Origin of the sequence: Streptomyces sp. NBC_01166 (genome assembly GCF_045039765.1) — a bacterium.
Lineage (GTDB): Bacteria > Actinomycetota > Actinomycetes > Streptomycetales > Streptomycetaceae > Streptomyces.
Genome location: NZ_CP108613.1, coordinates 3,858,968 through 3,882,888 on the forward strand (window position 1 = coordinate 3,858,968; position 23,921 = coordinate 3,882,888).

The 23,921-nt window shown below is 72.1% G+C and carries 22 protein-coding genes; 8 read left to right on the plus strand and 14 right to left on the minus strand.

Annotated elements, in window-relative coordinates; genetic code table 11:
• Positions 1 to 573 precede the first annotated feature (573 nt).
• Complete coding sequence (locus tag OG379_RS17645) at positions 574 to 1,566, minus strand: GlxA family transcriptional regulator (protein ID WP_405663891.1); 993 nt, start codon at positions 1,564 to 1,566, stop codon at positions 574 to 576.
• 74 nt (positions 1,567 to 1,640) lie between these two features.
• On the opposite strand from OG379_RS17645, the gene OG379_RS17650 reads away from it, so the two are divergent.
• Positions 1,641 to 2,225 (plus strand): cysteine hydrolase family protein, encoded by a 585-nt coding sequence (locus tag OG379_RS17650; RefSeq protein WP_405663893.1) that lies wholly within the window; start codon positions 1,641 to 1,643, stop codon positions 2,223 to 2,225.
• A gap of 41 nt (positions 2,226 to 2,266) precedes the next feature.
• Here the strand turns inward: OG379_RS17650 and proC are convergent, their stop codons facing one another.
• From proC to OG379_RS17680, 6 genes are all read right to left on the minus strand, one after another.
• Positions 2,267 to 3,085 (minus strand): pyrroline-5-carboxylate reductase, encoded by an 819-nt coding sequence (gene proC / locus OG379_RS17655; RefSeq protein ID WP_393756490.1) that lies wholly within the window; start codon positions 3,083 to 3,085, stop codon positions 2,267 to 2,269.
• A 63-nt stretch (positions 3,086 to 3,148) separates the two neighbouring features.
• The gene (locus OG379_RS17660; protein ID WP_405663896.1) at positions 3,149 to 3,907 is read right to left on the minus strand and encodes an ABC transporter permease; all 759 of its coding nucleotides are present in this window, start codon (positions 3,905 to 3,907) and stop codon (positions 3,149 to 3,151) included.
• Positions 3,904 to 4,698: an ABC transporter ATP-binding protein gene (locus tag OG379_RS17665; RefSeq protein WP_405663899.1), complete on the minus strand. Its 795-nt coding sequence runs from the start codon at positions 4,696 to 4,698 to the stop codon at positions 3,904 to 3,906. Before OG379_RS17665 ends, OG379_RS17660 begins: the two co-directional genes overlap by 4 nt.
• A 64-nt stretch (positions 4,699 to 4,762) precedes the next feature.
• A complete protein-coding gene (locus OG379_RS17670; RefSeq protein WP_405663901.1) occupies positions 4,763 to 5,533 on the minus strand; it encodes a class I SAM-dependent methyltransferase in 771 nt (256 codons plus the stop codon).
• A gap of 51 nt (positions 5,534 to 5,584) precedes the next feature.
• On the minus strand, positions 5,585 to 6,130 hold the full coding sequence (locus OG379_RS17675; protein ID WP_405663903.1) for a hypothetical protein: 546 nt from the start codon (positions 6,128 to 6,130) through the stop codon (positions 5,585 to 5,587).
• Between the two features lie 34 nt (positions 6,131 to 6,164).
• Positions 6,165 to 6,497 (minus strand): SH3 domain-containing protein, encoded by a 333-nt coding sequence (locus OG379_RS17680; RefSeq protein WP_405663906.1) that lies wholly within the window; start codon positions 6,495 to 6,497, stop codon positions 6,165 to 6,167.
• 123 nt (positions 6,498 to 6,620) lie between these two features.
• Between OG379_RS17680 and OG379_RS17685 the strand changes: the two genes are divergently transcribed.
• Entirely contained in the window at positions 6,621 to 8,774 is a 2,154-nt protein-coding gene (locus tag OG379_RS17685) for a protein kinase domain-containing protein (RefSeq protein ID WP_405668556.1), read from the plus strand.
• 31 nt (positions 8,775 to 8,805) lie between these two features.
• Here OG379_RS17685 and ilvD read toward each other — a convergent pair whose 3' ends face one another.
• From ilvD to OG379_RS17710, 5 genes are all read right to left on the minus strand, one after another.
• Positions 8,806 to 10,656 carry a dihydroxy-acid dehydratase gene (ilvD, locus tag OG379_RS17690; RefSeq protein WP_393755871.1) on the minus strand — a complete coding sequence of 617 codons (1,851 nt, stop codon included), beginning with the start codon at positions 10,654 to 10,656 and terminating at the stop codon, positions 8,806 to 8,808.
• 141 nt (positions 10,657 to 10,797) lie between these two features.
• Positions 10,798 to 12,012: a PQQ-binding-like beta-propeller repeat protein gene (locus tag OG379_RS17695; protein WP_405668558.1), complete on the minus strand. Its 1,215-nt coding sequence runs from the start codon at positions 12,010 to 12,012 to the stop codon at positions 10,798 to 10,800.
• Between the two features lie 219 nt (positions 12,013 to 12,231).
• Positions 12,232 to 12,855, minus strand: coding sequence for a TetR family transcriptional regulator (locus OG379_RS17700; RefSeq protein ID WP_393755873.1), 624 nt, complete (start codon positions 12,853 to 12,855; stop codon positions 12,232 to 12,234).
• The gene (locus tag OG379_RS17705; protein ID WP_405668560.1) at positions 12,852 to 13,661 is read right to left on the minus strand and encodes a sugar phosphate isomerase/epimerase family protein; all 810 of its coding nucleotides are present in this window, start codon (positions 13,659 to 13,661) and stop codon (positions 12,852 to 12,854) included. Before OG379_RS17705 ends, OG379_RS17700 begins: the two co-directional genes overlap by 4 nt.
• 99 nt (positions 13,662 to 13,760) lie before the next feature.
• Complete coding sequence (locus OG379_RS17710; RefSeq protein ID WP_405663910.1) at positions 13,761 to 14,708, minus strand: Ppx/GppA family phosphatase; 948 nt, start codon at positions 14,706 to 14,708, stop codon at positions 13,761 to 13,763.
• Between the two features lie 32 nt (positions 14,709 to 14,740).
• On the opposite strand from OG379_RS17710, the gene OG379_RS17715 reads away from it, so the two are divergent.
• The gene (locus OG379_RS17715; RefSeq protein WP_405663912.1) at positions 14,741 to 15,592 is read left to right on the plus strand and encodes a hypothetical protein; all 852 of its coding nucleotides are present in this window, start codon (positions 14,741 to 14,743) and stop codon (positions 15,590 to 15,592) included.
• A 92-nt stretch (positions 15,593 to 15,684) separates the two neighbouring features.
• Here OG379_RS17715 and OG379_RS17720 read toward each other — a convergent pair whose 3' ends face one another.
• A complete protein-coding gene (locus OG379_RS17720; RefSeq protein ID WP_405663915.1) occupies positions 15,685 to 17,460 on the minus strand; it encodes a BACON domain-containing protein in 1,776 nt (591 codons plus the stop codon).
• A 186-nt stretch (positions 17,461 to 17,646) separates the two neighbouring features.
• Here OG379_RS17720 and radA point away from each other — a divergent pair, with 186 nt between their 5' ends.
• Positions 17,647 to 19,059, plus strand: a complete 1,413-nt coding sequence (radA, locus tag OG379_RS17725) for a DNA repair protein RadA (protein WP_405663917.1) — start codon at positions 17,647 to 17,649, stop codon at positions 19,057 to 19,059.
• A gap of 80 nt (positions 19,060 to 19,139) precedes the next feature.
• Positions 19,140 to 20,264, plus strand: a complete 1,125-nt coding sequence (gene disA / locus OG379_RS17730; protein ID WP_033296474.1) for a DNA integrity scanning diadenylate cyclase DisA — start codon at positions 19,140 to 19,142, stop codon at positions 20,262 to 20,264.
• 198 nt (positions 20,265 to 20,462) lie between these two features.
• Here disA and OG379_RS17735 read toward each other — a convergent pair whose 3' ends face one another.
• The gene (locus tag OG379_RS17735; protein WP_405668562.1) at positions 20,463 to 21,293 is read right to left on the minus strand and encodes a hypothetical protein; all 831 of its coding nucleotides are present in this window, start codon (positions 21,291 to 21,293) and stop codon (positions 20,463 to 20,465) included.
• A gap of 263 nt (positions 21,294 to 21,556) precedes the next feature.
• Here OG379_RS17735 and OG379_RS17740 point away from each other — a divergent pair, with 263 nt between their 5' ends.
• The 3 genes from OG379_RS17740 (at position 21,557) to OG379_RS17750 (ending at position 23,913) form a co-directional block, all read left to right on the plus strand.
• The gene (locus OG379_RS17740; RefSeq protein WP_104786890.1) at positions 21,557 to 22,459 is read left to right on the plus strand and encodes an A/G-specific adenine glycosylase; all 903 of its coding nucleotides are present in this window, start codon (positions 21,557 to 21,559) and stop codon (positions 22,457 to 22,459) included.
• 183 nt (positions 22,460 to 22,642) lie between these two features.
• Entirely contained in the window at positions 22,643 to 23,227 is a 585-nt protein-coding gene (locus OG379_RS17745; protein ID WP_362927100.1) for a SigE family RNA polymerase sigma factor, read from the plus strand.
• A 71-nt stretch (positions 23,228 to 23,298) separates the two neighbouring features.
• Positions 23,299 to 23,913, plus strand: coding sequence for a hypothetical protein (locus OG379_RS17750; RefSeq protein WP_393755883.1), 615 nt, complete (start codon positions 23,299 to 23,301; stop codon positions 23,911 to 23,913).
• Positions 23,914 to 23,921: the final 8 nt, after the last annotated feature.

A 23,921-nucleotide genomic window follows, 5' to 3' on the forward strand; every position in this document is an offset into this window, starting at 1 on the left:
CTGATGTTGCCTACCTGCCACATGGGCCGGTAGGACTTCAAAGGAACCACCAACCCACCGAAGTGGGCCGGGGTATCAACATATTTGGCGTTGACTTTTGGCACGCTGTTGAGTTCTCAAGGAACGGACGCTTCCTTCGGTCCCGTTTCACCGGGGCCCTCCGGGCGCTTCCCTTCGTTCTTGCGTTTCCGACTCTATCAGACTCTTTCGTGTCCGATTCCCGGTCGAAGCGGGTTCCTGCTCAATCGCTTTCCAGTTCTTCGCTTTCGCGTTTCCCTTTCCGGCGAGTCCGACTCTATCAGATCCTTTCGGGCCTGATTCCCAGTCAGCGGGGCTTGTCTTCCCGGCCCTTGGGCCGTTCCGACGAGTGAGACATTAGCGGAATCCCCGGCCCCGACGCTAATCGGGTCACCTTCGAACACTGATTCCTCATTTCGCACGTGTGCACGCAAAAACGCACGACAGATGTCGCTCGTTTCGAGTGGTTACTGCGGAATGGCTGTCCGGGGACCGACCGGGGTCGGCGCTCACGTCGGACAACTCGGAGCACACTACGGACCGGGGCAGGGTGTGTCAACCCTCCTCCTGCCCGCCTCTGTGATGGAACGCCAGCCTGTAGTCGCGGGGGCTGGTGGCCAGGTGCGTCGCGAAGTGCTGGCGCATCGTGATCTCGCTGCCGAACCCTGCGCGACGGGCCACCTCCGGGACCGGCAGGTCGGTCCGTTCCAACAGCTTCTGCGCTGCGGCGATGCGCTGGGCGATCAGCCAGCGCATCGGCGTCGTACCGGTGGTGGCCTGGAAGTGGCGGGCGAAGGTCCGCGCGGACATGCCCGCCCGGGCGGCTAGCGCGGTCACCGTGTGCGGTTCCGCCAGATGGGCCAGCGCGTGGGCACGGGCCTCGGCGAGTGCGTCCGCGTCACGGTCCGCGCGGGGCGTCGGGTGCTCGATGAACTGCGCCTGGGTTCCTGTGCGGAAAGGAGCCGTGACCATCGAACGCGCGATCGTCGCAGCCGCCTCGGCTCCATGGGTCGTACGCACCAGGTGCAGGCAGAGGTCGATCCCGGCGGCGGTGCCGGCCGAGGTCCAGATGTTGTCCTGGTGGAGGAAGAGGGCGTCCCGCACCACGGTCACCCGGGGATGTGCCGCCTTGAGCAGCTCGGTGAGATTCCAATGGGTGACGGCCCTCCGGCCGTCCAGGAGCCCGGCCTGAGCGAGCGTGAAGGCTCCGCCGCAGAGCGCCGCGAGGGGAGTGCCCCGGGTGTGGGCGCGGCGCAGGGCGTCGAGCACCGGCTCGGGTGCGGGCGTCACGTGGTCGTCGAGTCCGGGGATCACGATCAGGTCCGCGCGGGCCAGCCAGGCAAGGGTGCGGTCGGGTGTGAGGGACAGTCCTCCCCGGAGCTGGACGGGCGCCGGGTCGCTCGCCACACGCCGCAACTCGAAGGCGGGCACACCGCGGTCGGCGCGATCCACCCCCCAGACCTCCGTGATGACGGAGACGTCGAAGGCGCGGACACCGGGAAAGGCGACCAGGGCGACGCGGCGGGGGCGATCCGTTGGGGCGGTCATCGTGGCAGTAAAGCATCGATCGATGGCTTTCCCCCTTCTGTGAGCGGGCCGTCGCCGGGAGGAGAGTGGGGTGTATGGAGATCGCGGAGAACGCAGCGCTGGTGGTCGTCGATGTGCAGCGGGGGTTCGAGGAGGAGGAGTACTGGGGGCCGCGTGACAACCCGGATGCGGACCGGAACATCGCGGGGCTGATCGATGCCTGGCAGGGGACCGGCCGGCCCGTCGTCTTCGTGCGCCACGACTCGCTCAAGCAGGACTCGCCGCTGCGGGAGGGGTACTCGGGGAACGCGTTCAAGGAGTACGTCGAGGAGCGGCGCGGAAAGGGCCTGGGGCCGGAGTTGTTCCTGACGAAGTCGGTGAACTCCGCTTTCCACGGGACTCCAGATCTCGATGCCTGGCTGCGGGAGACCGGGGTGCGCCAAGTCGTGGTGGCGGGGATCCAGACGAACATGTGCGCGGAGACGACGGCACGCGTGGGCGGCAATCTCGGCTACGAGGTGTTCTTCGCGCTCGACGCGACGTACACCTTCGACGCGGTGGGACCGTGGGGCTGGCGGCTGAGTGCGCAGGAGCTGTCGCGGGCCACCGCCGTGACGTTGCACGGCGGTGGGTTCGCGAGGGTGGTGCGCAGCGAGCAACTGATGGCTGCGGTGAAGTAGCCGTCGGCCGCTGTCCGGCAGGGCGCGCCCGGCCCGGCAGGTCAGCCGTTGCCCGTCGCCAGCTCCCGGCTCCGGTCCCGGGCCGCTTCGAGCGCGGCGATGAGGGCGGCCCGTACGCCGTGGTTCTCCAGTTCGCGGATGGCGCTGATGGTCGTGCCGGCCGGGCTGGTGACGGCCTCGCGAAGTTTGACCGGGTGTTCGCCGCTGTCCCGGAGCATGACCGCCGCGCCGATGGCGGCCTGGACGATCAGATCGTGGGCCTGGGCGCGGGGCAGGCCGAGCAGGATGCCGGCGTCGGTCATCGCCTCGACGAGGAAGTAGAAGTACGCGGGTCCCGAGCCGGAGAGCGCGGTGGCCGCGTCCTGCTGGGACTCCGGGACCCGGAGCGTCTTGCCGACGCCGCCGAAGATCGCCTCGGCGTGGTCGAGGTGCTCGGCGGTGGCGTGGCTGCCGGCGGAGATGACTGACATGCCCTCGTCGACCAGGACGGGGGTGTTCGGCATGACGCGTACGACCGGGGTGCCGGCCGCGAGGCTGTCCTCGATGAAACCGGTCGTGATGCCCGCGGCGGCGCTGATGACGAGCCGGTCGGCGGTGACGTGCGGGGCGAGCTCGTCGAGGAGCCTGCCCATGTCCTGGGGCTTGACCGCGAGGATGAGGATGTCGGCGTTCTTGGCGGCCTCGGCGTTGGTGACGGGCTCGACGCCGTAACGGGCGCGGAGCTTCTCGGCGCGCTCGGTGGTGCGGGTGGTCACCAGCAGGTCGCGGGCTTTCCAGCCGGCCCGGATCATGCCGCTGAGCAGGGCCTCGCCGATCTTTCCTGTACCGAGGACTGCGACTGTCTGGGTCATGCGGTTCATCCTCCGGGTGGCGGCGCGCGGTACGCGGTGCTCGTCGTTGGCCGCCATCCTCGCACCGCGCCGTCAGACGGTGCGGCGGCGGAGGGTGGCGGCGCCGAGACAGAGGACGAGCAGGGCGCAGCCGGCGACGATCAGGATGTCGCGGTAGAAGTCGGCGGTGATGTCGGTGTGGGCGAGGACCTGGTTCATCCCGTCGACGGCGTAGGACATCGGCAGGACGTCGGAGACGGCCTCGAGGGCGGGGTGCATCCGGTCCCGCGGTGTGAACAGTCCGCACAGCAGCAGCTGCGGGAAGATCACGGCGGGCATGAACTGGACCGCCTGGAACTCCGAGGCGGCGAAGGCCGAGACGAAGAGGCCGAGCGCCGTGCCGAGGAGCGCGTCGAGCAGGGCGACCAGGAGCAGCAGCCAGGGGGACCCGACGACGTCCAGGCCGAGCGCCCAGACGGACAGCGCGGCGGCCAGGAGCGACTGGGCGACGGCGACGGTCCCGAACGCCAGCGCGTAGCCGGCGATCAGGTCGCCCTTGCCGAGGGGCATGGCGAGGAGGCGTTCGAGGGTGCCGGAGGTGCGTTCGCGGAGAGTGGCGATCGAGGTCACCAGGAACATCGTGATCATCGGGAAGATGCCGAGCAGCGAGGCTCCGATGGCGTCGAAGGTCCCCGCGTCCCCGTCGAAGACGAAGCGGAGCAGCGTGATCATCAGGACCGGGACGATCAGCAGGAGCGCGACGGTGCGGGGGTCGTGGCGGAGCTGGCGCAGGACGCGTCCTGCGGTGGCGAGGGTGCGGGCCGGGGAGAGTGCGGGGGCGTCTGTGCTCATCGGGTCGTCTCCTGGCGGGCGGCGGCCTCGTCCGCGGCGGCCTCGTCCACGAGGTGGAGAAAGGCCTCTTCGACGGTGGCGGAGCCGGTACGGGTGCGGAGGGCGTCGGGGGTGCTGTCGGCGAGGATCGCGCCCTCGCGCATGAGCAGCAGCCGGTGGCAGCGTTCGGCCTCGTCCATGACGTGGGAGGAGACGAGGATCGTGGTGCCCCGGTCGGCCGCGAGGGTGTGGAAGAGGTCCCACAGATCACGGCGCAGCACGGGGTCGAGGCCGACGGTCGGCTCGTCGAGGACCAGGAGCTCGGGGGTGCCGAGCAGCGCGACGGCGAGGGAGACGCGGCTGAGCTGGCCGCCGGAGAGGGTGCCGGCGAGTGCGTCGGCGTGGCCGGCGAGGTCCACGTCACCGATGGCGCGGGTGACGGCTTCCGCGCGGTCGGTCCGGTGGGCGCGGCCCGGCTGGAGCACGGCCGCGAAGTAATCCAGGTTCTGCCGCACGGTGAGGTCCGTGTAGACCGACGGGGCCTGCGTCACATAGCCGACGCGGGCCCGCAGGGAGGGGTGGCCGGCGGGGCGGCCGAGGACGTCGAGTGTGCCGGTGACCTTGCCCTGGGTTCCGACGACGGCCCGCATGAGCGTGGACTTGCCGCAGCCGGACGGGCCGAGGAGGCCGGTTGTCCTGCCCGGCTCGACGGTGAAGTCGAGGCCGCGCAGGACGGTGCGGTCTCCTCGTACGACGGTGAGGGCGCGTGCCTCGACGGCCCCCGCGTCCGCGGCACGCAGGGAATTCATCATGCGATGAATATTGATCCTGCCGGAGGTGCTCCGTCAAGGGAGGCGGCACCGCCGGACCGGGCTGTCAGCGGATCAGCAGGGCGACTTCCACCACGTAACGCTCCTCGACCGTGCCCTCGGGGAACACGGCGGCCAGGTGCCCGCGCTCCTCGTCCAGGAACCGGCGGGTGGACGCCTCACCGGCCGCGCCGCGCACGAGGAACGCGGAGTGGCTGGCGAGGTTGGCGAGATGCAGGTCGACCGGCACGGTCCGGGACCACGGCAGCAGCCGCTGCGTGAACTCGCCGCCGGACAGCTGCCCGAGGTTTCGTGAGCCGGTGCCGCCCGGGGTGCCGTGGGCGCTGTCGTCCGTGCCGAAGTGACGGCGGAGCCGGGTGTCCTGGTCGGCGATCCAGCGGACGGATTCGTCGGCGACGTTCCACCAGAGCGCCAGCGCGCCCCCGGGGCGCAGCACGCGGAGCGCTTCGGGGAGGGACAAGGCCGGGTCGGTCCAGTGCCAGGACTGTGCGTAGGTGACCAGGTCGGCCGACGCGGTGGCGAGGGGGAGGCGGTTGCCGTCGCCCAGGACCACGGGGACCGACGGCAGCGACCGGCGCAGCTCTCCCGCCATGCCGGGGCCCGGCTCGACGGCGGTGACCAGGGCACCCCGGGCGCGCAGCAAGCGGGTGGCGATGCCCGTTCCCGCGCCGACGTCGACGGTGCGGGCGCCCTTGAGGGGGCGGCCGGCCAGCTCCTCGACCGTGTCCAGGAGTACGGGCGGATAGCCGGGGCGCGCGGCGGCGTACCGGGCGGCGGCGCTGTCGAAGGAAAGGGCGCGGGACGTGGATGCGGTCATGCGTTCATCGTGCACGCGCTCCGGCGGGCGCGGGCGTGGAACGCTTCAGCTCTACCTGCGTCCGGAGCGCTTTCCCTTGGCGCTCTTGCGGGCCGCCGGGTTGCCGGTCCGCGAGGAGCGGCGCTTCGCGTACTGGGCGAGCGCCGTCTCGTACTCCGTGCGCCGCAGCTTCTCGCCCGGAGCCTCCTGGAACGAGCGGATGAAGTAGGCGAGCAGCGAGCCGATGAAGCCGATCGACTTGAGGCCGCGCAGCCTGTCTTCGTGGGACGGGTCCGCGGGGCGGCGGGTGAAGCCCTCCCAGGTCTTGCGGAAGGCGATGGCGCTGCAGACCGCGAACATCAGGACGACGAGCATGCCGACGAGGCTGCCGACCTCGGCGATCTCCAAGCCCTGGTAGGCGAAGCGCAGGACGAAGCATCCGGCCACGGCCGCGACGAGCGAGCCGAGGGTGGCGCCCACGCGCCGCAGCCCGTACCCCCCGTCGTGGCCGACCCAGGTCGTACCGAAGAAGCGGAGGGATTCGGGCTGCGGCCCTGGTGCGGTGGAGCCCGAAGGCGCGGCCGAGGGCGTTCCGGGGGCTTCGCTGTTCTCGCTCACGGAATCGATTATCCCCGGCCGCGCGTCTCTTCCGTCAGTCGCAGCGCGGAGCGATGTAGCCGTCACTGCCTGTCTTGACGTAGGCGTCCGACACGAACTGCCCGTTGGCGATGTTGTCCCAGAGGTTCGACGTGCCGTACGGACCGGACACCCGCTCCCCCGGCTTCTGGCAGTACACCGGGACGCTCATCCCGTACGGCAGCGTCCGGACGATCCCGTACTGCGTTCCGGGACCCCTGCGGACGTTGACGCGGTAGCCGGGAGCGATGGGGTAGACGACGGTGCTCGCGGCGAGCGTCGTCACCTCCCCCGCGGCGTCCGACTCGTCCGCGGTGACTGTGGCGACGGCGTTCTCTTCAACACCCATGCGGGCCTCCCCCGTTGAAAGCGATGCGTGTGACGCGCAGGCTAACAAGCCCCACGCTCCTCGCACGCACCATCGACTAGGCTCCGTGCGTCGCGCTTGCGCACGAACACACGGGGGTGGGCGATGCCGCCGCTGCGAGGGACCGGATCACATCCGGAAGCGGAGCATCCTGAGTACGCCGGGCAGTACCGGCTCGAAGCATGTCTCGGAGCGGGCGGCATGGGTGTCGTACACCTGGCGCGCTCGCCCTCCGGGCTGCAGCTCGCGGTGAAGGTGGTACACCACCAGCACGCCTCGGACCCGGAGTTCAGGGCGCGTTTCCGGCAGGAGGTCGCGGCCGCCCGGCGGGTCAGCGGTGCGTTCACCGCGCCGGTGGTGGATGCCGATCCGGGGGCGGCACTGCCGTGGATGGCCACCCTGTACGTCCCCGGCCCGACGCTCGCCGCGCAGGTGAAGCGGAACGGGCCGATGAGCCCCGCCGAACTCCGCAGGCTCACCGCCGGGCTCGCCGAGGCACTGCGCGACATCCACCGTGCCGGTGTCATCCACCGGGATCTCAAGCCGAGCAACGTGCTGCTCCCCGACTCCGGGCCCAAGGTCATCGACTTCGGTATCTCCCGGCCGTACGACAGTGATCTCCGCACGGAGACGGGCAAGCTGATCGGCTCGCCGCCGTACATGGCGCCCGAGCAGTTCCAGCGGCCCCGCGAGGTCGGTCCGGCGGCGGACGTGTTCGCGCTGGGGGCGGTCCTGGTCCACGCGGCCACGGGGCGGGGCCCCTTCGACTCGGACAGCCCGTACCTCGTGGCCTACCAGGTGGTGCACGACGAGGCCGACCTGGCCGGGGTGCCGGCGGACCTCGCGCCGCTGGTGGGGCGTTGCCTCGCCAAGAACCCCGGTGAGCGCCCCACCCCGGACGAGATCATGGCGGCGCTGCACCCTCCGTCGTACGAGGCGGCCGCCTTCATACCCGTCCAGCGCAAGCCGGTGGCCGCCGAGTCGGTGGAGGCGGACGAGGGCACGACGCATGTACGGGCGCCGGACGGGCTGGCGTCCGGCGCGGGGCCGGTGAAGGGCCGGCGCAAGCGGTACGGCATCGCGGTCGTCGCCGCGGCAGCGGTGCTGGTGGCCGGAGGTCTCTGGGCGGCCGGCGCCGGGGACGGCTCCAAGGCGCCGGAGGCGGGGACCGGCGCGAAGAAGGGGGGCGCGGTGGCCTTCGTGCCGTGGCAGACACCGCTGACGTCGCGGGGCGGCTCGACACCGTCGTGCGCCACGGGGACAGCCGCGGAGCTGTACTGCGTCTCCGCCGGCTACGGCACGGTCCGGCTGGATCCGTCGGACGGCCGGCCGGTCTGGTCGCACCGGGACACGGCGTCGAAGGGATCCGGGGGCCCGAGCCCCGCGGGCGCGGTGTCCGGGAGCGTGGTCTGGACCGTCGTTGCGGGCGAAGAGGTCCGGGCGTACTCCCCCGAGGGCACTCAGCTCTGGCGCAGAGATCTCTCCACGTACCTCGACACCCCCTTCCCGGCCGGAGACACCCTGCTGACGGTCCGCCAGGACGGCACGCTCCAGGCGCTCGACGCGGCGACCGGCGCATCCCGGTGGCGGCGCGCCGTCCCGGGACATGTGAGCCCGGCTTACGCGCTCCACGATCCACGGACCGGCCTCGCCTACGCCTTCGAGAGCTCGCCGGAGGGGTCCACCACCTTGGTCACGGCCATCGGGGCGAAGACCGGCGAGACCGCCTGGCAGCGCAGGCTGGACGGGATGCTCACCCCGGCCGGGACGTCGGACGGGGCGCTCCTGCTCACCTCGATGAACGAGAAGGCGCAGACCACGGGGCTCGTCCGCTACGACCCGGTGCTGCGGAGCGCGACCCGCATCGCGCTGCCCTTCCGGATGAACGGACCGGAGACCGTGGTGGACGGGGAAACGGCCCTGCTCCTGGAGCGCGGCGGAACACTGCTGGCCGTCGACGTCCGCCCGGGCGCCGGGCGGGCCGAGCGGTGGCGGCTGGAGACGGCCGTCAGCACGACCTCGGCACCGGTCGTCGGAGCGGGCGGCCGGCTCTACTTCTCCGCCGCGGACGGGCGGCTGCTCGCCGTCGACACGGAGAACGGGACGCTGCTCGGCCAGACCCGCCCCCGGCTGAGGGACGGGAAGCTCAGCCACGCGTCGTCCCTGCCCGCCCCCGTCGTCCTGGACCGGAGCGTCATCGGCACCGCGCCGGACGGGTCGGTCTTCGCCGTGGACGCGGACGACCCCGCCCACTGGTGAGACCAGGGACGGGGCCGGGAACCCGGGACGGTCAGCCGAGCTTGGTGACGTCGCGGACCGCGCCGCGGTCGGCGCTCGTGGCCATCGCCGCGTAGGCGCGCAGGGCGGCCGAGACCTTGCGGTCGCGGTTCTTCGGCGCGTACACGCCGTTCAGTGCCTCGCGGCGGGTGGCGAGCTCGGTGTCCGGGACCAGCAGCTCGATCGAGCGGTTCGGGATGTCGATCCGGATCCGGTCCCCGTCCTCGACCAGCGCGATCGTGCCGCCGGACGCCGCCTCCGGCGAGGCGTGACCGATGGACAGGCCCGACGTGCCTCCGGAGAACCGCCCGTCGGTGACGAGCGCGCAGGTCTTGCCGAGGCCGCGGCCCTTCAGGAAGGACGTCGGGTAGAGCATCTCCTGCATGCCGGGGCCGCCGCGCGGGCCCTCGTAACGGATGACGACGACGTCGCCGTCCTTGATCTCCTTGCGGAGGATCTTGTCGACGGCGTCCTCCTGCGACTCGCAGACGACTGCCGGTCCCTCGAAGGTCCAGATCGACTCGTCGACGCCCGCTGTCTTCACGACGCAGCCGTCCACGGCGAGGTTGCCCTTGAGGACCGCCAGGCCGCCGTCCTTGGAGTACGCGTGCTCCAGGTCGCGGATGCAGCCGCCCGCGGCGTCCAGGTCCAGGGTGTCCCAGCGCTCGGACTGCGAGAAGGCGGTGGCGCTGCGGACGCAGCCCGGGGCGGCGTGCCAGAGCTCGACGGCCTCGGGCGACGGGGAGCCGCCGCGCATGTCCCAGTTCTTCATCCACTCGGCGAGGGTCGCGGAGTGGACCGCGTGCACGTCCTCGTTCAGCAGTCCGGCGCGGTGCAGCTCGCCGAGGAGGGCGGGGATACCACCCGCCCGGTGGACGTCCTCCATGTAGTACGTGCCACCGGGGGCGACGTTGGGGGCGACCTTCGACAGACAGGGCACGCGGCGCGAGACCTCGTTGATGTCGTCGAGGCCGTAGGCCAGCTCGGCCTCCTCCGCCGCGGCGAGCAGGTGCAGGATCGTGTTGGTGGAGCCGCCCATCGCGATGTCGAGCGCCATGGCGTTGTCGAACGCGCCTCGGGTGCCGATGGCGCGCGGCAGGACCGTCTCGTCGTCCTGCTCGTAGTAGCGCTTGGTGATGTCGACGACCGTGCGGCCTGCCTCCTCGTACAGCGCCTTGCGGGCGGTGTGGGTGGCGAGGACCGTGCCGTTGCCGGGGAGGGAGAGGCCGAGGGCCTCGGTCAGGCAGTTCATCGAGTTGGCGGTGAACATGCCGGAGCAGCTGCCGCAGGTGGGGCAGGCGTTCTCCTCGATGCGGAGGATGTCCGCGTCGGAGATCTTGTCGTTGACCGCGTCGGAGATCGCGTCGACCAGGTCGAGCTTGCGGACCGTGCCGTCGACGAGGGTGGCCTTGCCGGCCTCCATCGGACCGCCGGAGACGAACACCGTGGGGATGTTGAGGCGCATCGCGGCCATCAGCATCCCGGGGGTGATCTTGTCGCAGTTGGAGATGCAGATCAGGGCGTCGGCGCAGTGGGCCTCGACCATGTACTCGACGCTGTCCGCGATGAGGTCGCGGGAGGGCAGGCTGTAGAGCATGCCGCCGTGGCCCATCGCGATGCCGTCGTCCACCGCGATCGTGTTGAACTCACGGGGCACCGCGCCCGCCGCCTTGATCGCCTCGGAGACGATCCGGCCGACCGGGGCAAGGTGGGTGTGGCCCGGGACGAACTCGGTGAAGGAGTTGGCGACCGCGATGATCGGCTTACCGATGTCCTCGCTGGCTACGCCGGACGCCCGCATAAGGGCGCGGGCGCCCGCCATGTTGCGGCCGTGGGTGACAGTGCGGGACCTCAGCTGGGGCATCGTCTCTCGCTCCTTCGACAGAAAAGACTGTCTCCGAGCGTACGCCCCCCGTGCCAAGATCTGGACAAGGTGTCCGGAATGCGGGATGTGATGCTCAACGGGTGGTCCGCCGAGGCGTTCCCTCCGGCCTCGCCCCGCACGTCACACCGCGGGCAGCGCCATCAGGCGTTCGGCGTGCAGCGCGGCCAGCCGCTTGCCGCCGGAGACCACGTACCACTGCTCCGTGCCCGCGTCGTCGCCGAAGGTCCAGCGGAGCTTGCCGTCCCGCGCGCTGTACGCCTGGACGCCGCCGTCCTTCCCGAACTCCGTCGCCCCGTACAGAGTCTCCCCCACCCTGGCGAACTGGAGCGGGACCGATGCCTCGCGCAGGTCGTCGGCGTTGTGCCACAGCTTCCCGCCGGTGGCGGGGTCGACGGCCCACAGGGCGTGGGCGCTGTCCGAGGCGTAGACCACCCCTTCGAGGACGGTCGGCCCGTTGAACGTGTCGAACTCCTCGGTCTCCAGCGCCCAGCGCTCGGCGCCGTCGTCCACACCGAAGGAGCGCAGGTGCCTGCCGTCGGCGACGACCACCGCCCCGTCGTGGACGGCGATCCTCTCGAAGTTGGCCCTGCTGATCTTCTTCGTCCACAGCTGCCGCCCGGTCGCCGTGTCGCGGACGGTCAGGTTCTTGCGGTGGTCGGTGTAGACGAGGCGGTCGCCGAGCACCGCCGAGGTGAGCCCGGACTCGTCGGTCCCGGTGTCCCGCTTCTCGCTCCAGACGGCCTTGCCGGTACGGACGTCGATGGCGGCGATCACATTGGTCCGGGAGCTGAGGTCCTTCTCCAGGATGCCCGCGATCACGTACACGCGTCCGGCGTCGGCGCCGATGGGCCGGGGCTGGTTGTACCGCCCCTCCAGGCGGCTGCGCCATGTCTCCTTGCCGGTGGCCGGGTCGAGCCCCACGAGGTCGCCGTCGTACTCACCGCTGGCCAGGTAGAGCGTGTCCCCGCCCATGATCAGCCGCGCGCCCGGCTGGGCGGCGCCCGGCAGCGACCACAGCTTCCTGCCGGTGGCCAGGGACCGCCCCACCAGGGGGTCGCCTGCGACCAGCACGACATCGCCCACGACGGCGAGCACCTCGTGGTTGCCGAGGGTGCCCACGTCGGTCTTCTCCTGCCACAGGGCGCGCGGGGCGGTTCCTGCGGGCGGAGTGGTGAACGCGTCGCCGCCGCCCTTGCCGCTCCCGCCGGGCGCCGGGCCCCCGGTGTTGCCGCCGGAGGCGTCGGGCTTCTCCGGCCCGCACGCGGTCGTCACCGCTCCGGCCAGTGCCAGGCCCAGTCCCGCACCGGCCAGCCGCAGGAGCCGTCTGCGCGGCATGGTGGCACCCCTGCCGTCATCCGACGGCCCGCCCTGTCCGTGCCCGCCTCTGATCGACCCGTTCATGATCGTCTCCCCCGCCCGTGGTGCATGCCTGTACGTCGGCCCGCATGATCCCGGACAGCCAACCATCCGGATCCGGCCACGGCCGGTGCCGGTACCGACTCGCGACATCGTTGTGATGCGACCGGCACAGCTGTCACACAGGCGGGACCCGGATCACCCGTCGCTCAGATACCGCTGGAGCGTGGGGGCCACCATCGCGATGATCTTCTCGGGGTCCTCGGAGGCCAGCGGTTCCGCGCGGATCACGTACCGCAGGATCGCGATGCCGATCATGTGCGAGGCCGCCAGCTCGGCGCGGAAGGTCGGGTCCGGCACGTCCAGCTCCGCAGCGATCCGCTCCAGCAGGCGGCGCAGGACGAAGCCGCGCAGCACCTTCGCCGCCGCCTCGTGCGTGAGCGCGGAGCGGAGGATCGCCAGCAGGGGCGCCCGGGACACCGGGTTCTCCCACACGCCGATGAAGAACCGGGCCAGCCGCTCCCCCAGGTCCTCCGAGGGGCCGCCCAGGATCGCGGGAATGACGAGCGCGGGCTCGAAGGAGACCTCGATGGCCGCGGCGAAGACCTCGTCCTTCGTACCGAAGTAGTGGTGCACCAGGGCCGCGTCGACGCCCGCCGCCTTCGCGATGCCCCGGACCGACGTCTTGTCGTAGCCGCGTTCGGCGAACTCGGTACGGGCCGCCTCCAGGATCCGGGTCCTGGCGTCGGGGCCGGTGGCGCCGGCCGTACGGGAGGGGCGGCCCCGGCGCCGGGGCGACGGGCCGTCGGCGCCCGGGGTCACGGGCGGGGCGTCCGCGACGACGACGCCAGGTGGAGCCGGGTGAAGGCGAGCGCCTCCGCGAGATCGGCCTCACGCTCGGCCGAGGACATGGCACGGCGGGTGTTGACCTCGATGACCACATGGCCGTCGAAGCCGGTGCGGGCCAGCCGCTCCAGCAGCTCCGCGCACGGCTGGTCGCCGCGGCCGGGCACGAGGTGCTCGTCCTTGCCGGAGCCCTTGCCGTCGGCGAGGTGTACATGGGCGAGCCGGTCGCCCATCCGGTCCACCATGGCGAGGCTGTCGGTGCGCGCGGTCGAGGTGTGCGAGAGGTCCACGGTGAAGTGCCGGTAGTCGTCGTTGCTGACGTCCCAGGCGGGGGCGTACGCGAGCATCTCGCGGTCCCGGTAGCGCCATGGGTACATGTTCTCCACCGCGAAGCGCACGTCGGTCTCGTCCGCCATGCGCCAGATGCCGGAGACGAAGTCCCGGGCGTAGTTCCGCTGCCACCGGAACGGCGGGTGGACGACCACCGTCGAGGCGCCGAGCTTCTCCGCCGCCGCCCTGGCCCGCTGGAGCTTCACCCACGGGTCGGTGGACCAGACCCGCTGGGTGATCAGGAGACAGGGCGCGTGCACGGCCAGGATCGGCACCTGGTGATAGTCCGAAAGCCGCTGCAGCGCCTCGATGTCCTGGCTGACGGGGTCGGTCCAGACCATGACCTCGACACCGTCGTAGCCGAGGCGCGCGGCGATCTCGAAGGCCGTCGCCGTCGACTCCGGATAGACGGAAGCCGTCGACAGGGCGACCTTCGCATCCGGGATGCGCACCACTGGATCTGCCACGTGGAACAGGGTACGGGCAGCTGTGCGCGAGGCCGAAGGAGCCCGGCTGAAAGTGACAAGCCCCATGAGGGGCGCCCGCCTGGATCAGGCCAGGGCGGCCTGCTCGGCCGGCAGGTGGTCGAGCCGGCGCAGGATGACGCCCTCGCGAAGCGCCCAGGGGCAGATCTCCAGCTCCTCGACCCCGAACAGGTCCATCGCACCCTCCGCGACGAGCGCGCCCGCCAGGAGCTGCGCGGCACGCCCCTCGGTGACTCCGGGCAGATTCCCCCGCTGCTCGACGGTCATCGCCGACAGCTTCGGCACCCACTCCTCCAGGGCCTTGCGGGTGAGGACGCGCTGAACGTAGAGCCCCTCGGCGGAGCGGGCGGCGCCCGTGATCCTGGCGAGCTGCCGGAAGGTCTTGGAGGTGCCGACGACGTGGTCGGGCGGCCCCAGCCGGGTGAACTCGCCGACCGTACGGGCGATGCCGGCGCGGACATGGCGGCGCAGCGCCCGCACGGCCGTGGCGTCCGGCGGATCGCCCGGGAGCCAGGCGGCGGTGAGCCGGCCGGCACCGAACGGCAACGAGACCGCGGCGTCGGGCTCCTCGTCCATCCCGTAGCCGACCTCCAGCGAACCGCCGCCGATGTCGAGGACCAGCAGCTTGCCCGCGGACCAGCCGAACCAGCGGCGCGCCGCCAGGAACGTCAGCCGGGCCTCCTCCTCGCCGCTGAGGACGGCGAGGGAGACACCGGTCTCGTCCCGCACCCGCGCCAGCACCTGGTCCGCGTTGCCCGCCTCACGCACGGCGGAGGTGGCGAACGCCAGCACGTCCTCGCACCCCTTGTCCTCGGCCGCCTGGAGGGCCTCGGCCACGGTCGTCACGAGACGGTCGACCCCCTCGGGGCTGATCGCCCCCTCCGGGTCGAGGAGTTCGGCGAGCCGCAATTCCGCCTTGTGCGAGTGCGCGGGCAGCGGGCGGGCGCCGGGATGCGCGTCGACCACCAGCAGATGCACCGTGTTCGACCCCACGTCGAGGACTCCGAGTCTCATACGGGAACGCTACTGCGGCTTACTCTGGGCACGTGCCAAAGACGAAAAAGGCGAAGCCGGACAAAGCCACGAAGAAGCAGCAGAAGACGAAGCAGGGGATGCGGCAGCCGGACGTGGCCGGGCCGGACGGCCCCGACGAGAAGGGGCTCGACTTCGCGCGGGCCTGGGTGGAGTTCCCCGATCCCGCCGACGACGAGCAGGTCTTCCGCTGTGACCTGACCTGGCTGACGTCCAGGTGGACCTGCATCTTCGGCAGCGGCTGCCAGGGAATCCAGGCGGGCCGCGCGGACGACGGCTGCTGCACGCTGGGCGCGCACTTCTCGGACGAGGAGGACGAGCAGCGGGTCGCCGGGCACGTGGCACGGCTCACACCGGAGCTGTGGCAGTTCCACGACGTCGGCACCGAGACCGGCTGGGTCGGTGTCGACGAGGACGGCGAACGCCAGACACGGCGCTGGGAGGGCTCCTGCATCTTCCAGAACCGCCCCGGATTCGCGGGCGGCATGGGCTGTTCCCTGCACATCCTGGCCCTCAAGGAGGGCAAGGAGCCGCTGGAGACCAAGCCGGACGTGTGCTGGCAGCTGCCGGTCCGCCGTACGTACGACTGGATCGAACGGCCCGACGACACGCGCGTGCTCCAGATCTCCATCGGGGAGTACGACCGCCGGGGCTGGGGCCCGGGCGGTCACGATCTGCACTGGTGGTGCACCTCGGCGACGTCCGCGCACGGGGCCGGCGACCCGGTCTACGTGTCCTACCGGCCCGAGCTCACCGAGCTGATGGGCAAGGAGGCCTACGACCGGCTCGTCGAGCTCTGCGAGCAGCGGCTGGCGTCGCTGCTGCCGATGGCGCCGCATCCGGCGGATCCGGCGGATCCGGCCTGAGGCAGCCCCTCCGGGGGAGGCTTCCGTCCCCTCGACGGCGTCCCGGTGTGCGGCGCACAAACGTTCCGCCGCGAACCGGGGCGCCGTCCGTGTCAGCCGGCGGGCCCGGAGGGCTCGCCCGGCTCCGTCGGGTCGGGCGTGGTGGAGCCGTCGGACGGTGACGGGGTGGGGCCGGGAGAGCCCGGTCCGTCGGTGGGCGGCTCCGTCGGCGTGGGCGTCGGCTCCGGCGGATCGGTGGGCACCGTGGGGTCGGGGGTCGGGGCCGGTGAGGACGGGGTGGGGCTCGGGGTCCCCGACGACGGGTCCGGTGACGGTCGCGGGCTTCCGGGGCGTGGGGCCGTGGCTCCGTAGCCGGTGATCGCGACCGCGGACCCGGACGGGGCGAACAGGACACGGGCGCTCCACGGGCCCCGGGGCTCGGCCGCGCTGTTCACGAACACATGGAGGCTGACGCTCCGGCCCGGTGCGACCGTGCCGGACGTACGGCTGAGGCGGAGCCACGGGGCATCCGCCCGGGCCGACCATGCGACGGCCTCGTCGCCGGTCGCGGTCAGGGTGATCGTCGTACGGCTGCCGGACGAGCGGGCCGAGACCGCGAGTGAGGCCGCCCCGTCCGGGCCGGCGCCGACGCTGATGACCTCCACCGAGACGTCCGGGCCGGCGGCGTCCTCCGTGAAGCGGTCGTGCCCGTCGGGGCGGGCGTTCCCCGCGTTCTCGTAGTGGTCGTACGGATCGCCGTCGGGACTCGGTTCGCCGTCCACGTCCGTCGCCGTGACCGATGTGTCGCGGCCCTCGCCGGTCAGCGGCGCACCCCGGTAGGCGGCCCAGAGGGCGATCACCGGGGCGGCGACGACGGTCGCGACGACCGTCGTGGTCACGACCCGGGCGCGCAGCCGGTCCCGGCGCGCGGCGTGGTCCTTGGGGTCCAGCGGGAAACCGGTCCGGCCGAAGCGCGGGGCACCGGACCGGGAGCGCCGGGCGTGGGTCAGGGCTACGTGCACCGAGGGGCGGGGCGCCTCCACGACCGGCAGTGCGGCGGCCGGGGTGACCGTCGCGCCGGGCCAGGGGCCGGCCGCCCCGGCCCGCTCGGCGGCGCGGCGGCAGCGGGGACAGTCGTCGACGTGGCGAACGAGCTCCCGGCGCAGGGCCGCCGACAACAGCACCTGGTGGGCGCCGGTGAGCCGCGCGACGGAGGGGCAGTCGCCCGTCTCCACGACGGCGAGGGCGGCGCGGGTGCGCTCCACCTCGCAGGCAGCGCCCGCCAGGAGCTCCCGGGCGCTGCCGGGGTCGAGGCCCAGGACGGCGGCGACGGCGCGCGGGGTGAGCCCGTGGCGCACGGCGAGCTCCAGCGCCTCGCGCTGCTCCGGGGTGGTGCCCGCGGCCTCGGGCCAGGCCAGCTGAGCGAGTTCACGCCGGCGCGCCTCGGCCACCGGGGACTCCGTGGGGCAGCCGGGGGCGGCGGGCTCCTCCGGTGTGCCGCGGGCGGGCCGGCGACGGGCCGCGCGAGCGCCCTCGCGGGGCGCGGTGCGCGGGGCGGGCGGCGTGCGCCGGTGTGCCTGGCGGCCCCGCCGCTGCTCGGTGAGCGCCCGCAGGCAGGTCCATCTGGCCAGGGCGTACAGCCAGGATTTACGTTCCTCCTCGGCCGCGGGGCACCGGCCGTCCTGCCGCTCGGCGATGGCCAGGACCGAGCCGAGCGCCTCGGTGGCCGCCTCGTGATCGCAGAGCACGGAGAGGCAGTAGGTGAACAGGCCGTCGAGATACGGCTCGTACCGTGCGGACGATCGCTGCGCCGAAGGACGGGCCGCACGGCGGTGCGCCCGGTGTGCGCCGGTGGGGTGTGTAGGGGTCTCCAGCCTGCTGCTCGTCACGTGGCGACCGTAGGCAGATACGGGCGGAACCCTGACCGCACTTTCCTACATTTAATCCTTACGGGTGACGGTCTCCCTCGAAAGGGGACAGGAATCCCGGATTCCATCAAAAATGGCGCATCGGGCACATGTTCGACCACAGTGCCCACGGCCGAAGCTGTCAGTCCTCACCTATACGGTGACGCCATGGCTGCCCGTACGAAATCCGCGAAGGACCGCCCGTCCTACCGCTGCACCGAATGCGGCTGGACGACGGCCAAATGGCTCGGCCGCTGTCCCGAGTGCCAGGCCTGGGGGACGGTCGAGGAGTTCGGCGGCGCCCCCGCGGTCCGCACGACGGCGGCCGGCCGGGTCTCCACCGCCGCGGTGCCGATCGGCCAGGTCGACAGCCGGCAGGCCACCGCCCGCTCGACCGGGGTCGGAGAGCTGGACCGCGTGCTCGGCAGGGGGCTCGTCCCCGGCGCCGTCGTGCTGCTCGCGGGCGAGCCGGGCGTCGGCAAGTCGACGCTGCTGCTGGACGTGGCCGCCAAGGCGGCGAGCGACGACCACCGCACCCTCTACGTCACGGCCGAGGAGTCCGCCAGCCAGGTGCGGATGCGGGCCGACCGCATCCGGGCGATCAACGACCACCTGTATCTGGCCGCCGAGACCGACCTCTCGGCGGTCCTGGGGCATCTGGACGCGGTCAAGCCGTCCCTCCTCGTCCTCGACTCCGTGCAGACCGTCGCCTCGCCGGAGATCGACGGCGCGCCCGGCGGCATGGCGCAGGTCCGCGAGGTCGCGGGCGCGCTCATCAGGGCCTCCAAGGAGCGCGGCATGTCGACGCTCCTGGTGGGCCACGTGACCAAGGACGGGGCGATCGCGGGGCCCCGCCTCCTGGAGCACCTCGTCGACGTGGTGCTGTCCTTCGAGGGCGACCGGCACGCACGCCTCCGGCTCGTGCGAGGCGTCAAGAACCGGTACGGCGCCACGGACGAGGTCGGCTGCTTCGAGCTGCACGACGAGGGCATCACAGGCCTGGCCGACCCCTCCGGGCTCTTCCTCACCCGCCGTGACGAGCCCGTCCCCGGCACCTGTCTGACGGTCACCCTTGAGGGCAAGCGGCCGCTCGTCGCCGAGGTGCAGGCGCTGACGGTCGACTCACAGATCCCTTCGCCCCGGCGCACCACCTCCGGCCTGGAGACCTCCCGTGTCTCGATGATGCTGGCCGTCCTCGAACAGCGGGGCCGGATCAGCGCCCTCGGCAAGCGGGACATCTACAGCGCGACGGTGGGCGGCGTGAAGCTCACCGAACCGGCCGCGGACCTCGCCATCGCCCTGGCACTCGCCAGCGCGGCGAGCGACACACCGCTCCCGAAAAACCTGGTCGCGATCGGTGAAGTGGGCCTCGCCGGGGAGGTCAGAAGGGTGACCGGGGTCCAGCGCAGGCTGGCGGAGGCGTACCGTCTCGGGTTCAAGCACGCCCTCGTCCCGAGGGACCCGGGACAGGTCCCGGCCGGTATGAAGGTCACAGAAGTGGCCGACATGGGCGACGCTCTGAGAGTCCTTCCCCGCCGCTCTCGGCCGGACGGACCACAGGAGGACGGCGCACGCCGGTAGACTTTGCCCTGGTCTCGCCCGCCCGTACGAACGGTACAAGGGACGCAAGGGCACCGCCGACCTGTGACCGGAGGAGTGCAGTGGCAGCCAACGACCGGGCAGCATCGCCCGGAAAGTCCGGCCAAGGCACGGGGAACGAGGCGCTGATGCGCGCCTCGTTGAGCGCGGTCGCGCCGGGAACGGCCCTCCGCGACGGCCTGGAACGCATCCTGCGCGGCAACACCGGCGGACTGATCGTCCTCGGCATGGACAGAACCGTCGAATCCATGTGCACCGGCGGTTTCGTGCTCGACGTGGATTTCGCCGCGACGCGCCTGCGCGAACTGTGCAAGCTGGACGGCGCGATGATCCTCGACAAGGACATGACCAAGATCCTCCGGGCCGGTGTGCAGCTGGTCCCGGACGCCTCCATCCCCACCGAGGAGACGGGCACCCGTCACCGCACGGCGGACCGGGTCTCCAAGGCCTGCGGCTTCCCCGTGGTGTCGGTCTCCCAGTCGATGCGCCTGATCGCGCTGTACGTCGACGGGGAGCGGCGGGTCCTGGAGGAGTCCTCCGCGATCCTGTCCCGCGCCAATCAGGCGCTCGCCACCCTGGAGCGGTACAAGCTCCGGCTGGACGAGGTCGCCGGGACGCTCTCCGCGCTGGAGATCGAGGACCTGGTCACGGTCCGGGACGTGACGGCGGTCTCGCAGCGGCTGGAGATGGTGCGCCGCATCGCGACCGAAATCGCCGAGTACGTCGTGGAGCTGGGCACCGACGGCCGCCTTCTCTCGCTCCAGCTGGACGAGTTGATCGCGGGCGTGGAGCCGGAGCGGGAGCTGGTCGTACGCGACTACGTCCCCGAGCCCACCGCGAAGCGGTCCCGTACGGTCGCGGAGGCGCTGGCCGAGCTGGACACGCTCACCCACACCGAGCTGCTCGAACTTCCCGTGGTGGCACGGGCGCTGGGTTACAGCGGCTCGCCGGAGACGCTGGACTCGGCGGTCTCCCCGCGCGGATTCCGGCTGCTGGCGAAGGTGCCACGGCTGCCCGGGGCGATCATCGAGCGGCTGGTGGAGCACTTCGGCGGCCTGCAGAAGCTGCTCGCCGCGAGCGTGGACGACCTCCAGGCCGTGGACGGAGTCGGCGAGGCACGGGCCAGGAGCGTCCGGGAGGGTCTCTCCCGGCTCGCGGAGTCCTCGATCCTGGAGCGGTACGTCTAGGACCTTCCGTCCGGACCACCATCACACCGGGCCCCGCCGGACAAGCGTTCCGGCGGGGCCCTGCGGCGTTCGTTGCGGGTCCGACCGGCAGCATCCGTTGCCGGTCAGACCCGGCGGAGTTCGTTCCGGCGGGGCCCGGCGGAGTTCATTGCGGTGGGGCCCGGCGGAGTTCGTTGCGGTGGAGGCCGACCGCCGCCGTCAGTCCTTGGCCAGGACGAACGAGGCGCGCTGGACGGACTCGCCCGGGACCTTGGCCTCCAGCAGGTAGGTCCCGGGGCCCGCGGACCGGACGGGCGGTGTCGCGCACGAGGGTGCGCTCCCCTTGCGGTCCCACTCCACGGTGTGGACGACCGTCGTGCCGGCCGGGACCCTCAGGAAGAGGGCGCCGCCGGGCTTCGGGCAGTCCTTGGAGGACCACACCTGCTCGTCGTCCTCGCCGGCCTCGGTGATCGTGAGCACGGCGTTCTTCGGGCCGAAGTCGGCCTTGCAGTCGGCAGCCGAGGTGTTCCTGGCGCTCAGCCGGAACTTCGGCTTGTCGTCGGGGCCGAAGCTGATCTCCGTCTTCAGGCTCAACTGCAGCACGGTGGGAGTGCAGTTGGGGAGCTTGGATCCGGCGGGTACCTGCTGGCCGGCCGCGCTGCCGCCGGTTCCCGCGCCCGACGCGGAGCCACCCGGTCCCGCGGTGCCCGCTCCCGTGTCCCCGCCGGTGCCCGATCCCCCGGCGCCACCCGTTCCCGTCCCGGCGCTGCCGCCGCTCGCCCCGGAGCCCGCGTCCGTACCGGAGTCGTCCGACTCGTCGCGTCCGCCGGGGGGTTGGCCGGTGACCGGGCCGGAGCTGGAGGGCCCGGGGGTGATGGACGGGGCGGGGCCGGAGCCGCCGGGCTTCCCGTCGTCCTGTCCGCCTCCGCTGCCGCCGCCCGAGGTGACGGCCCACGCAATCAGCGCCGCGAGCAGCGCGATCACCAGCACCGCTACTGTTCTCCGACGCCAGTAGATGCTGGAGGGAAGCGGCCCGACCGGATTGCGCATAGAACCCACGGACCGAACTGTACGAGAGATCCAGGCCAACTCCGGCCCCCAACCGCCGCTCTGATCGACAAGTTTTCCTGATCATCATCATGGAGCGGCCGTTACCGGGGCGCTTCCATCCGCTTTGCACCGGCTCGGCCCCCGTCCGCCCCCGCGCGAAGGGACAGAACGGGTGGCGTTATCACTCCCTGAGCGCTCCGCCGGGCCGACACCCCCGTAGCCGTGCCCGATGTCCCGCCTTCCGTGCCAGGATCGTGGGTGCGATGACTGCCACGACTTCGACACAGACGCCCCCCGCCTCCCTCCATGCCCCCGTCATCGGGTGGTTCGAGCAGCACGCACGCGATCTGCCCTGGCGCCGCCCCGATGCGGGCGCCTGGGGTGTGATGGTGAGCGAGTTCATGCTGCAGCAGACCCCGGTGAACAGAGTCCTCCCGGTCTACGAGCAGTGGATGGCCCGCTGGCCGCGCCCGGCCGACCTGGCCGCCGACGCACCGGGCGAAGCCGTCCGCGCCTGGGGCCGGCTCGGCTACCCCCGGCGTGCGCTCCGGCTGCACGGGGCCGCGCAGGCGATAACGGAACGCCACGGCGGCGACGTGCCGAGCGAGCACGGCCAGCTGCTCGCACTGCCCGGGATCGGGGAGTACACGGCCGCGGCCGTGGCCTCGTTCGCGTACGGGCAGCGTCACGCCGTGCTGGACACGAACGTCCGCAGGGTGTTCGCCCGGGCCGCCACCGGCATCCAGTACCCGCCGAACGCGACCACCGCGGCCGAGCGCAAGCTCGCCCGCGCACTGCTCCCGGAGGAGGACGAGCGCGCCGCGAGCTGGGCGGCGGCCACGATGGAACTCGGCGCACTCGTGTGCACCGCGAAGAACGAGGACTGCACGCGCTGCCCGATCGCCGGGCAGTGCGCCTGGCGGCTGGCGGGAAAGCCCGCCCACCAGGGCCCGCCGCGCCGCGGCCAGACCTACGCCGGCACGGACCGGCAGGTCAGGGGGCGGCTGCTCGCGGTGCTGCGGGACGCGGTCACACCGGTGCCGCAGTCGGCGCTGGACTCGGTGTGGGAGGAGCCCGTGCAGCGGGCGCGCGCCCTGGACGGGCTCGTGGCCGACGGCCTGGTCGAGCCCCTGGCGAACGGCCGGTACCGGCTGCCCCTGACCTGACGACGCTCCGGCGGACCCGGGCTGTCCAGCGGCTGTTACACAACCGATGGGCAGCCGTGCGTCCGCCTACGGCTGCTCCGCACACCCTCGTGACAACGCCTCCGTAACGTCACCGGACGTCGGCAACGGGACCACCCGGCCGACGGCGGTACACGGGGATCCACGGGGACGGAGGCGGTTGTAATGGCTCAGGGCGAGGTGCTCGGTTTCGAGGAGTACGTACGGACCCGACAGGACGCGCTGCTGCGCAGTGCCCGTCGGCTCGTTCCCGATCCCGTGGACGCGCAGGACCTGCTCCAGACCGCCCTGGTCCGCACCTTCGGCCGCTGGGACGGCATCGCCGACAAGTCCCTCGCCGACGCCTATCTGCGCCGCGTCATGATCAACACGCGTACGGAGTGGTGGCGGGCCCGCAAGCTCGACGAGGTCCCCACCGAGCAGCTCCCCGACGCGAGCGTCGACGACGGCGCCGAGCAGCGTGCCGACCGTGCCCTGCTCATGGACGTCCTCGGGGTGCTGGCTCCGAAGCAGCGCAGCGTCGTCGTGCTGCGACACTGGGAGCAGATGAGCACGGAGGAGACGGCCGCGGCGCTCGGCATGTCCGCCGGCACGGTGAAGAGCACGCTGCACCGCGCCCTGGCGCGTCTGCGCCAGGAGCTGGAGGACCGTGCGGCCCGGAGCCGCGAGGCCGAGGAGACACCGGCGCGGATACCCTCGCAGCGGAACAGGCGTCATGACGAGCGGGGGCGGGAGCGGTGCGCGGCCTGACGGGCAGCAGAGGGGGCACGAGGGCCGGCCGCCGGAGACTCCGCGGCGGCCTCGCGGCGGGGAGCACGGCGGTGGCCGGGCTCGCCGCCTTCGGGCTGTTGTGCGCCGGCTGTTCCGCCGGGGGTACGGGCACGCGTGACGAGGGACCGGCGAGCACCCAGCAGGTCGCCCGGGCCACGCCTTCGAGCGCGGCGGTGCCCAGCGGGACGGCGAAGCCCTCCCCGCGGGTGAACGCCGTGATGCTCGTCAAGAGCGACCCGAAGGTGAGCCGGCAGCTCAAGGACGACCTGAAGCCCTGCACCGGGGACGAGTACCCGGTCGACACCTCTTACGGCTCGCTCACCGGCGGCTCGGAGACCGACGTCGTGGTCAACGTGATGACCTGCGGTGATTCGGTGGGAGTCGGGACGTATGTCTACCAGCGGCGGGCAGACGGTACGTACGGGAACGTCTTCGCCGCCGAGGTGCCCGCGGTGTACGGCACCATCGACCGGGGTGACCTGGTCGTGACGACGCAGGTGTACGGGTCGAAGGACTCGGTCACGTACCCCTCGGGCGAGGACGTCATCACGTACCACTGGACCGCGGGCCGGTTCACCGAGACCGACCGGGTGCACAACGATTTCAACCGGGCCGTCGGCAGCGGGGAGGGCACTCTCCCCGCACCGCAGACGGCGCAGAACTGAGAGCCGCC

What these genes read in the sequence shown, in the direction of transcription:
- ilvD (WP_393755871.1), bottom strand. Translation starts at nt 10,656, where the DNA reads ATGCCCCAGCTGAGGTCCCGCACTGTCACCCACGGCCGCAACATGGCG.
- OG379_RS17695 (WP_405668558.1), bottom strand. Translation starts at nt 12,012, where the DNA reads ATGCCGCGCAGACGGCTCCTGCGGCTGGCCGGTGCGGGACTGGGCCTG.
- OG379_RS17740 (WP_104786890.1), top strand. Translation starts at nt 21,557, where the DNA reads ATGACTGCCACGACTTCGACACAGACGCCCCCCGCCTCCCTCCATGCC.
- OG379_RS17645 (WP_405663891.1), bottom strand. Translation starts at nt 1,566, where the DNA reads ATGACCGCCCCAACGGATCGCCCCCGCCGCGTCGCCCTGGTCGCCTTT.
- OG379_RS17735 (WP_405668562.1), bottom strand. Translation starts at nt 21,293, where the DNA reads ATGCGCAATCCGGTCGGGCCGCTTCCCTCCAGCATCTACTGGCGTCGG.
- OG379_RS17650 (WP_405663893.1), top strand. Translation starts at nt 1,641, where the DNA reads ATGGAGATCGCGGAGAACGCAGCGCTGGTGGTCGTCGATGTGCAGCGG.
- proC (WP_393756490.1), bottom strand. Translation starts at nt 3,085, where the DNA reads ATGAACCGCATGACCCAGACAGTCGCAGTCCTCGGTACAGGAAAGATC.
- OG379_RS17660 (WP_405663896.1), bottom strand. Translation starts at nt 3,907, where the DNA reads ATGAGCACAGACGCCCCCGCACTCTCCCCGGCCCGCACCCTCGCCACC.
- OG379_RS17710 (WP_405663910.1), bottom strand. Translation starts at nt 14,708, where the DNA reads ATGAGACTCGGAGTCCTCGACGTGGGGTCGAACACGGTGCATCTGCTG.
- OG379_RS17685 (WP_405668556.1), top strand. Translation starts at nt 6,621, where the DNA reads ATGCCGCCGCTGCGAGGGACCGGATCACATCCGGAAGCGGAGCATCCT.
- OG379_RS17665 (WP_405663899.1), bottom strand. Translation starts at nt 4,698, where the DNA reads ATGATGAATTCCCTGCGTGCCGCGGACGCGGGGGCCGTCGAGGCACGC.
- OG379_RS17680 (WP_405663906.1), bottom strand. Translation starts at nt 6,497, where the DNA reads ATGGGTGTTGAAGAGAACGCCGTCGCCACAGTCACCGCGGACGAGTCG.
- radA (WP_405663917.1), top strand. Translation starts at nt 17,647, where the DNA reads ATGGCTGCCCGTACGAAATCCGCGAAGGACCGCCCGTCCTACCGCTGC.
- OG379_RS17670 (WP_405663901.1), bottom strand. Translation starts at nt 5,533, where the DNA reads ATGACCGCATCCACGTCCCGCGCCCTTTCCTTCGACAGCGCCGCCGCC.
- OG379_RS17745 (WP_362927100.1), top strand. Translation starts at nt 22,643, where the DNA reads ATGGCTCAGGGCGAGGTGCTCGGTTTCGAGGAGTACGTACGGACCCGA.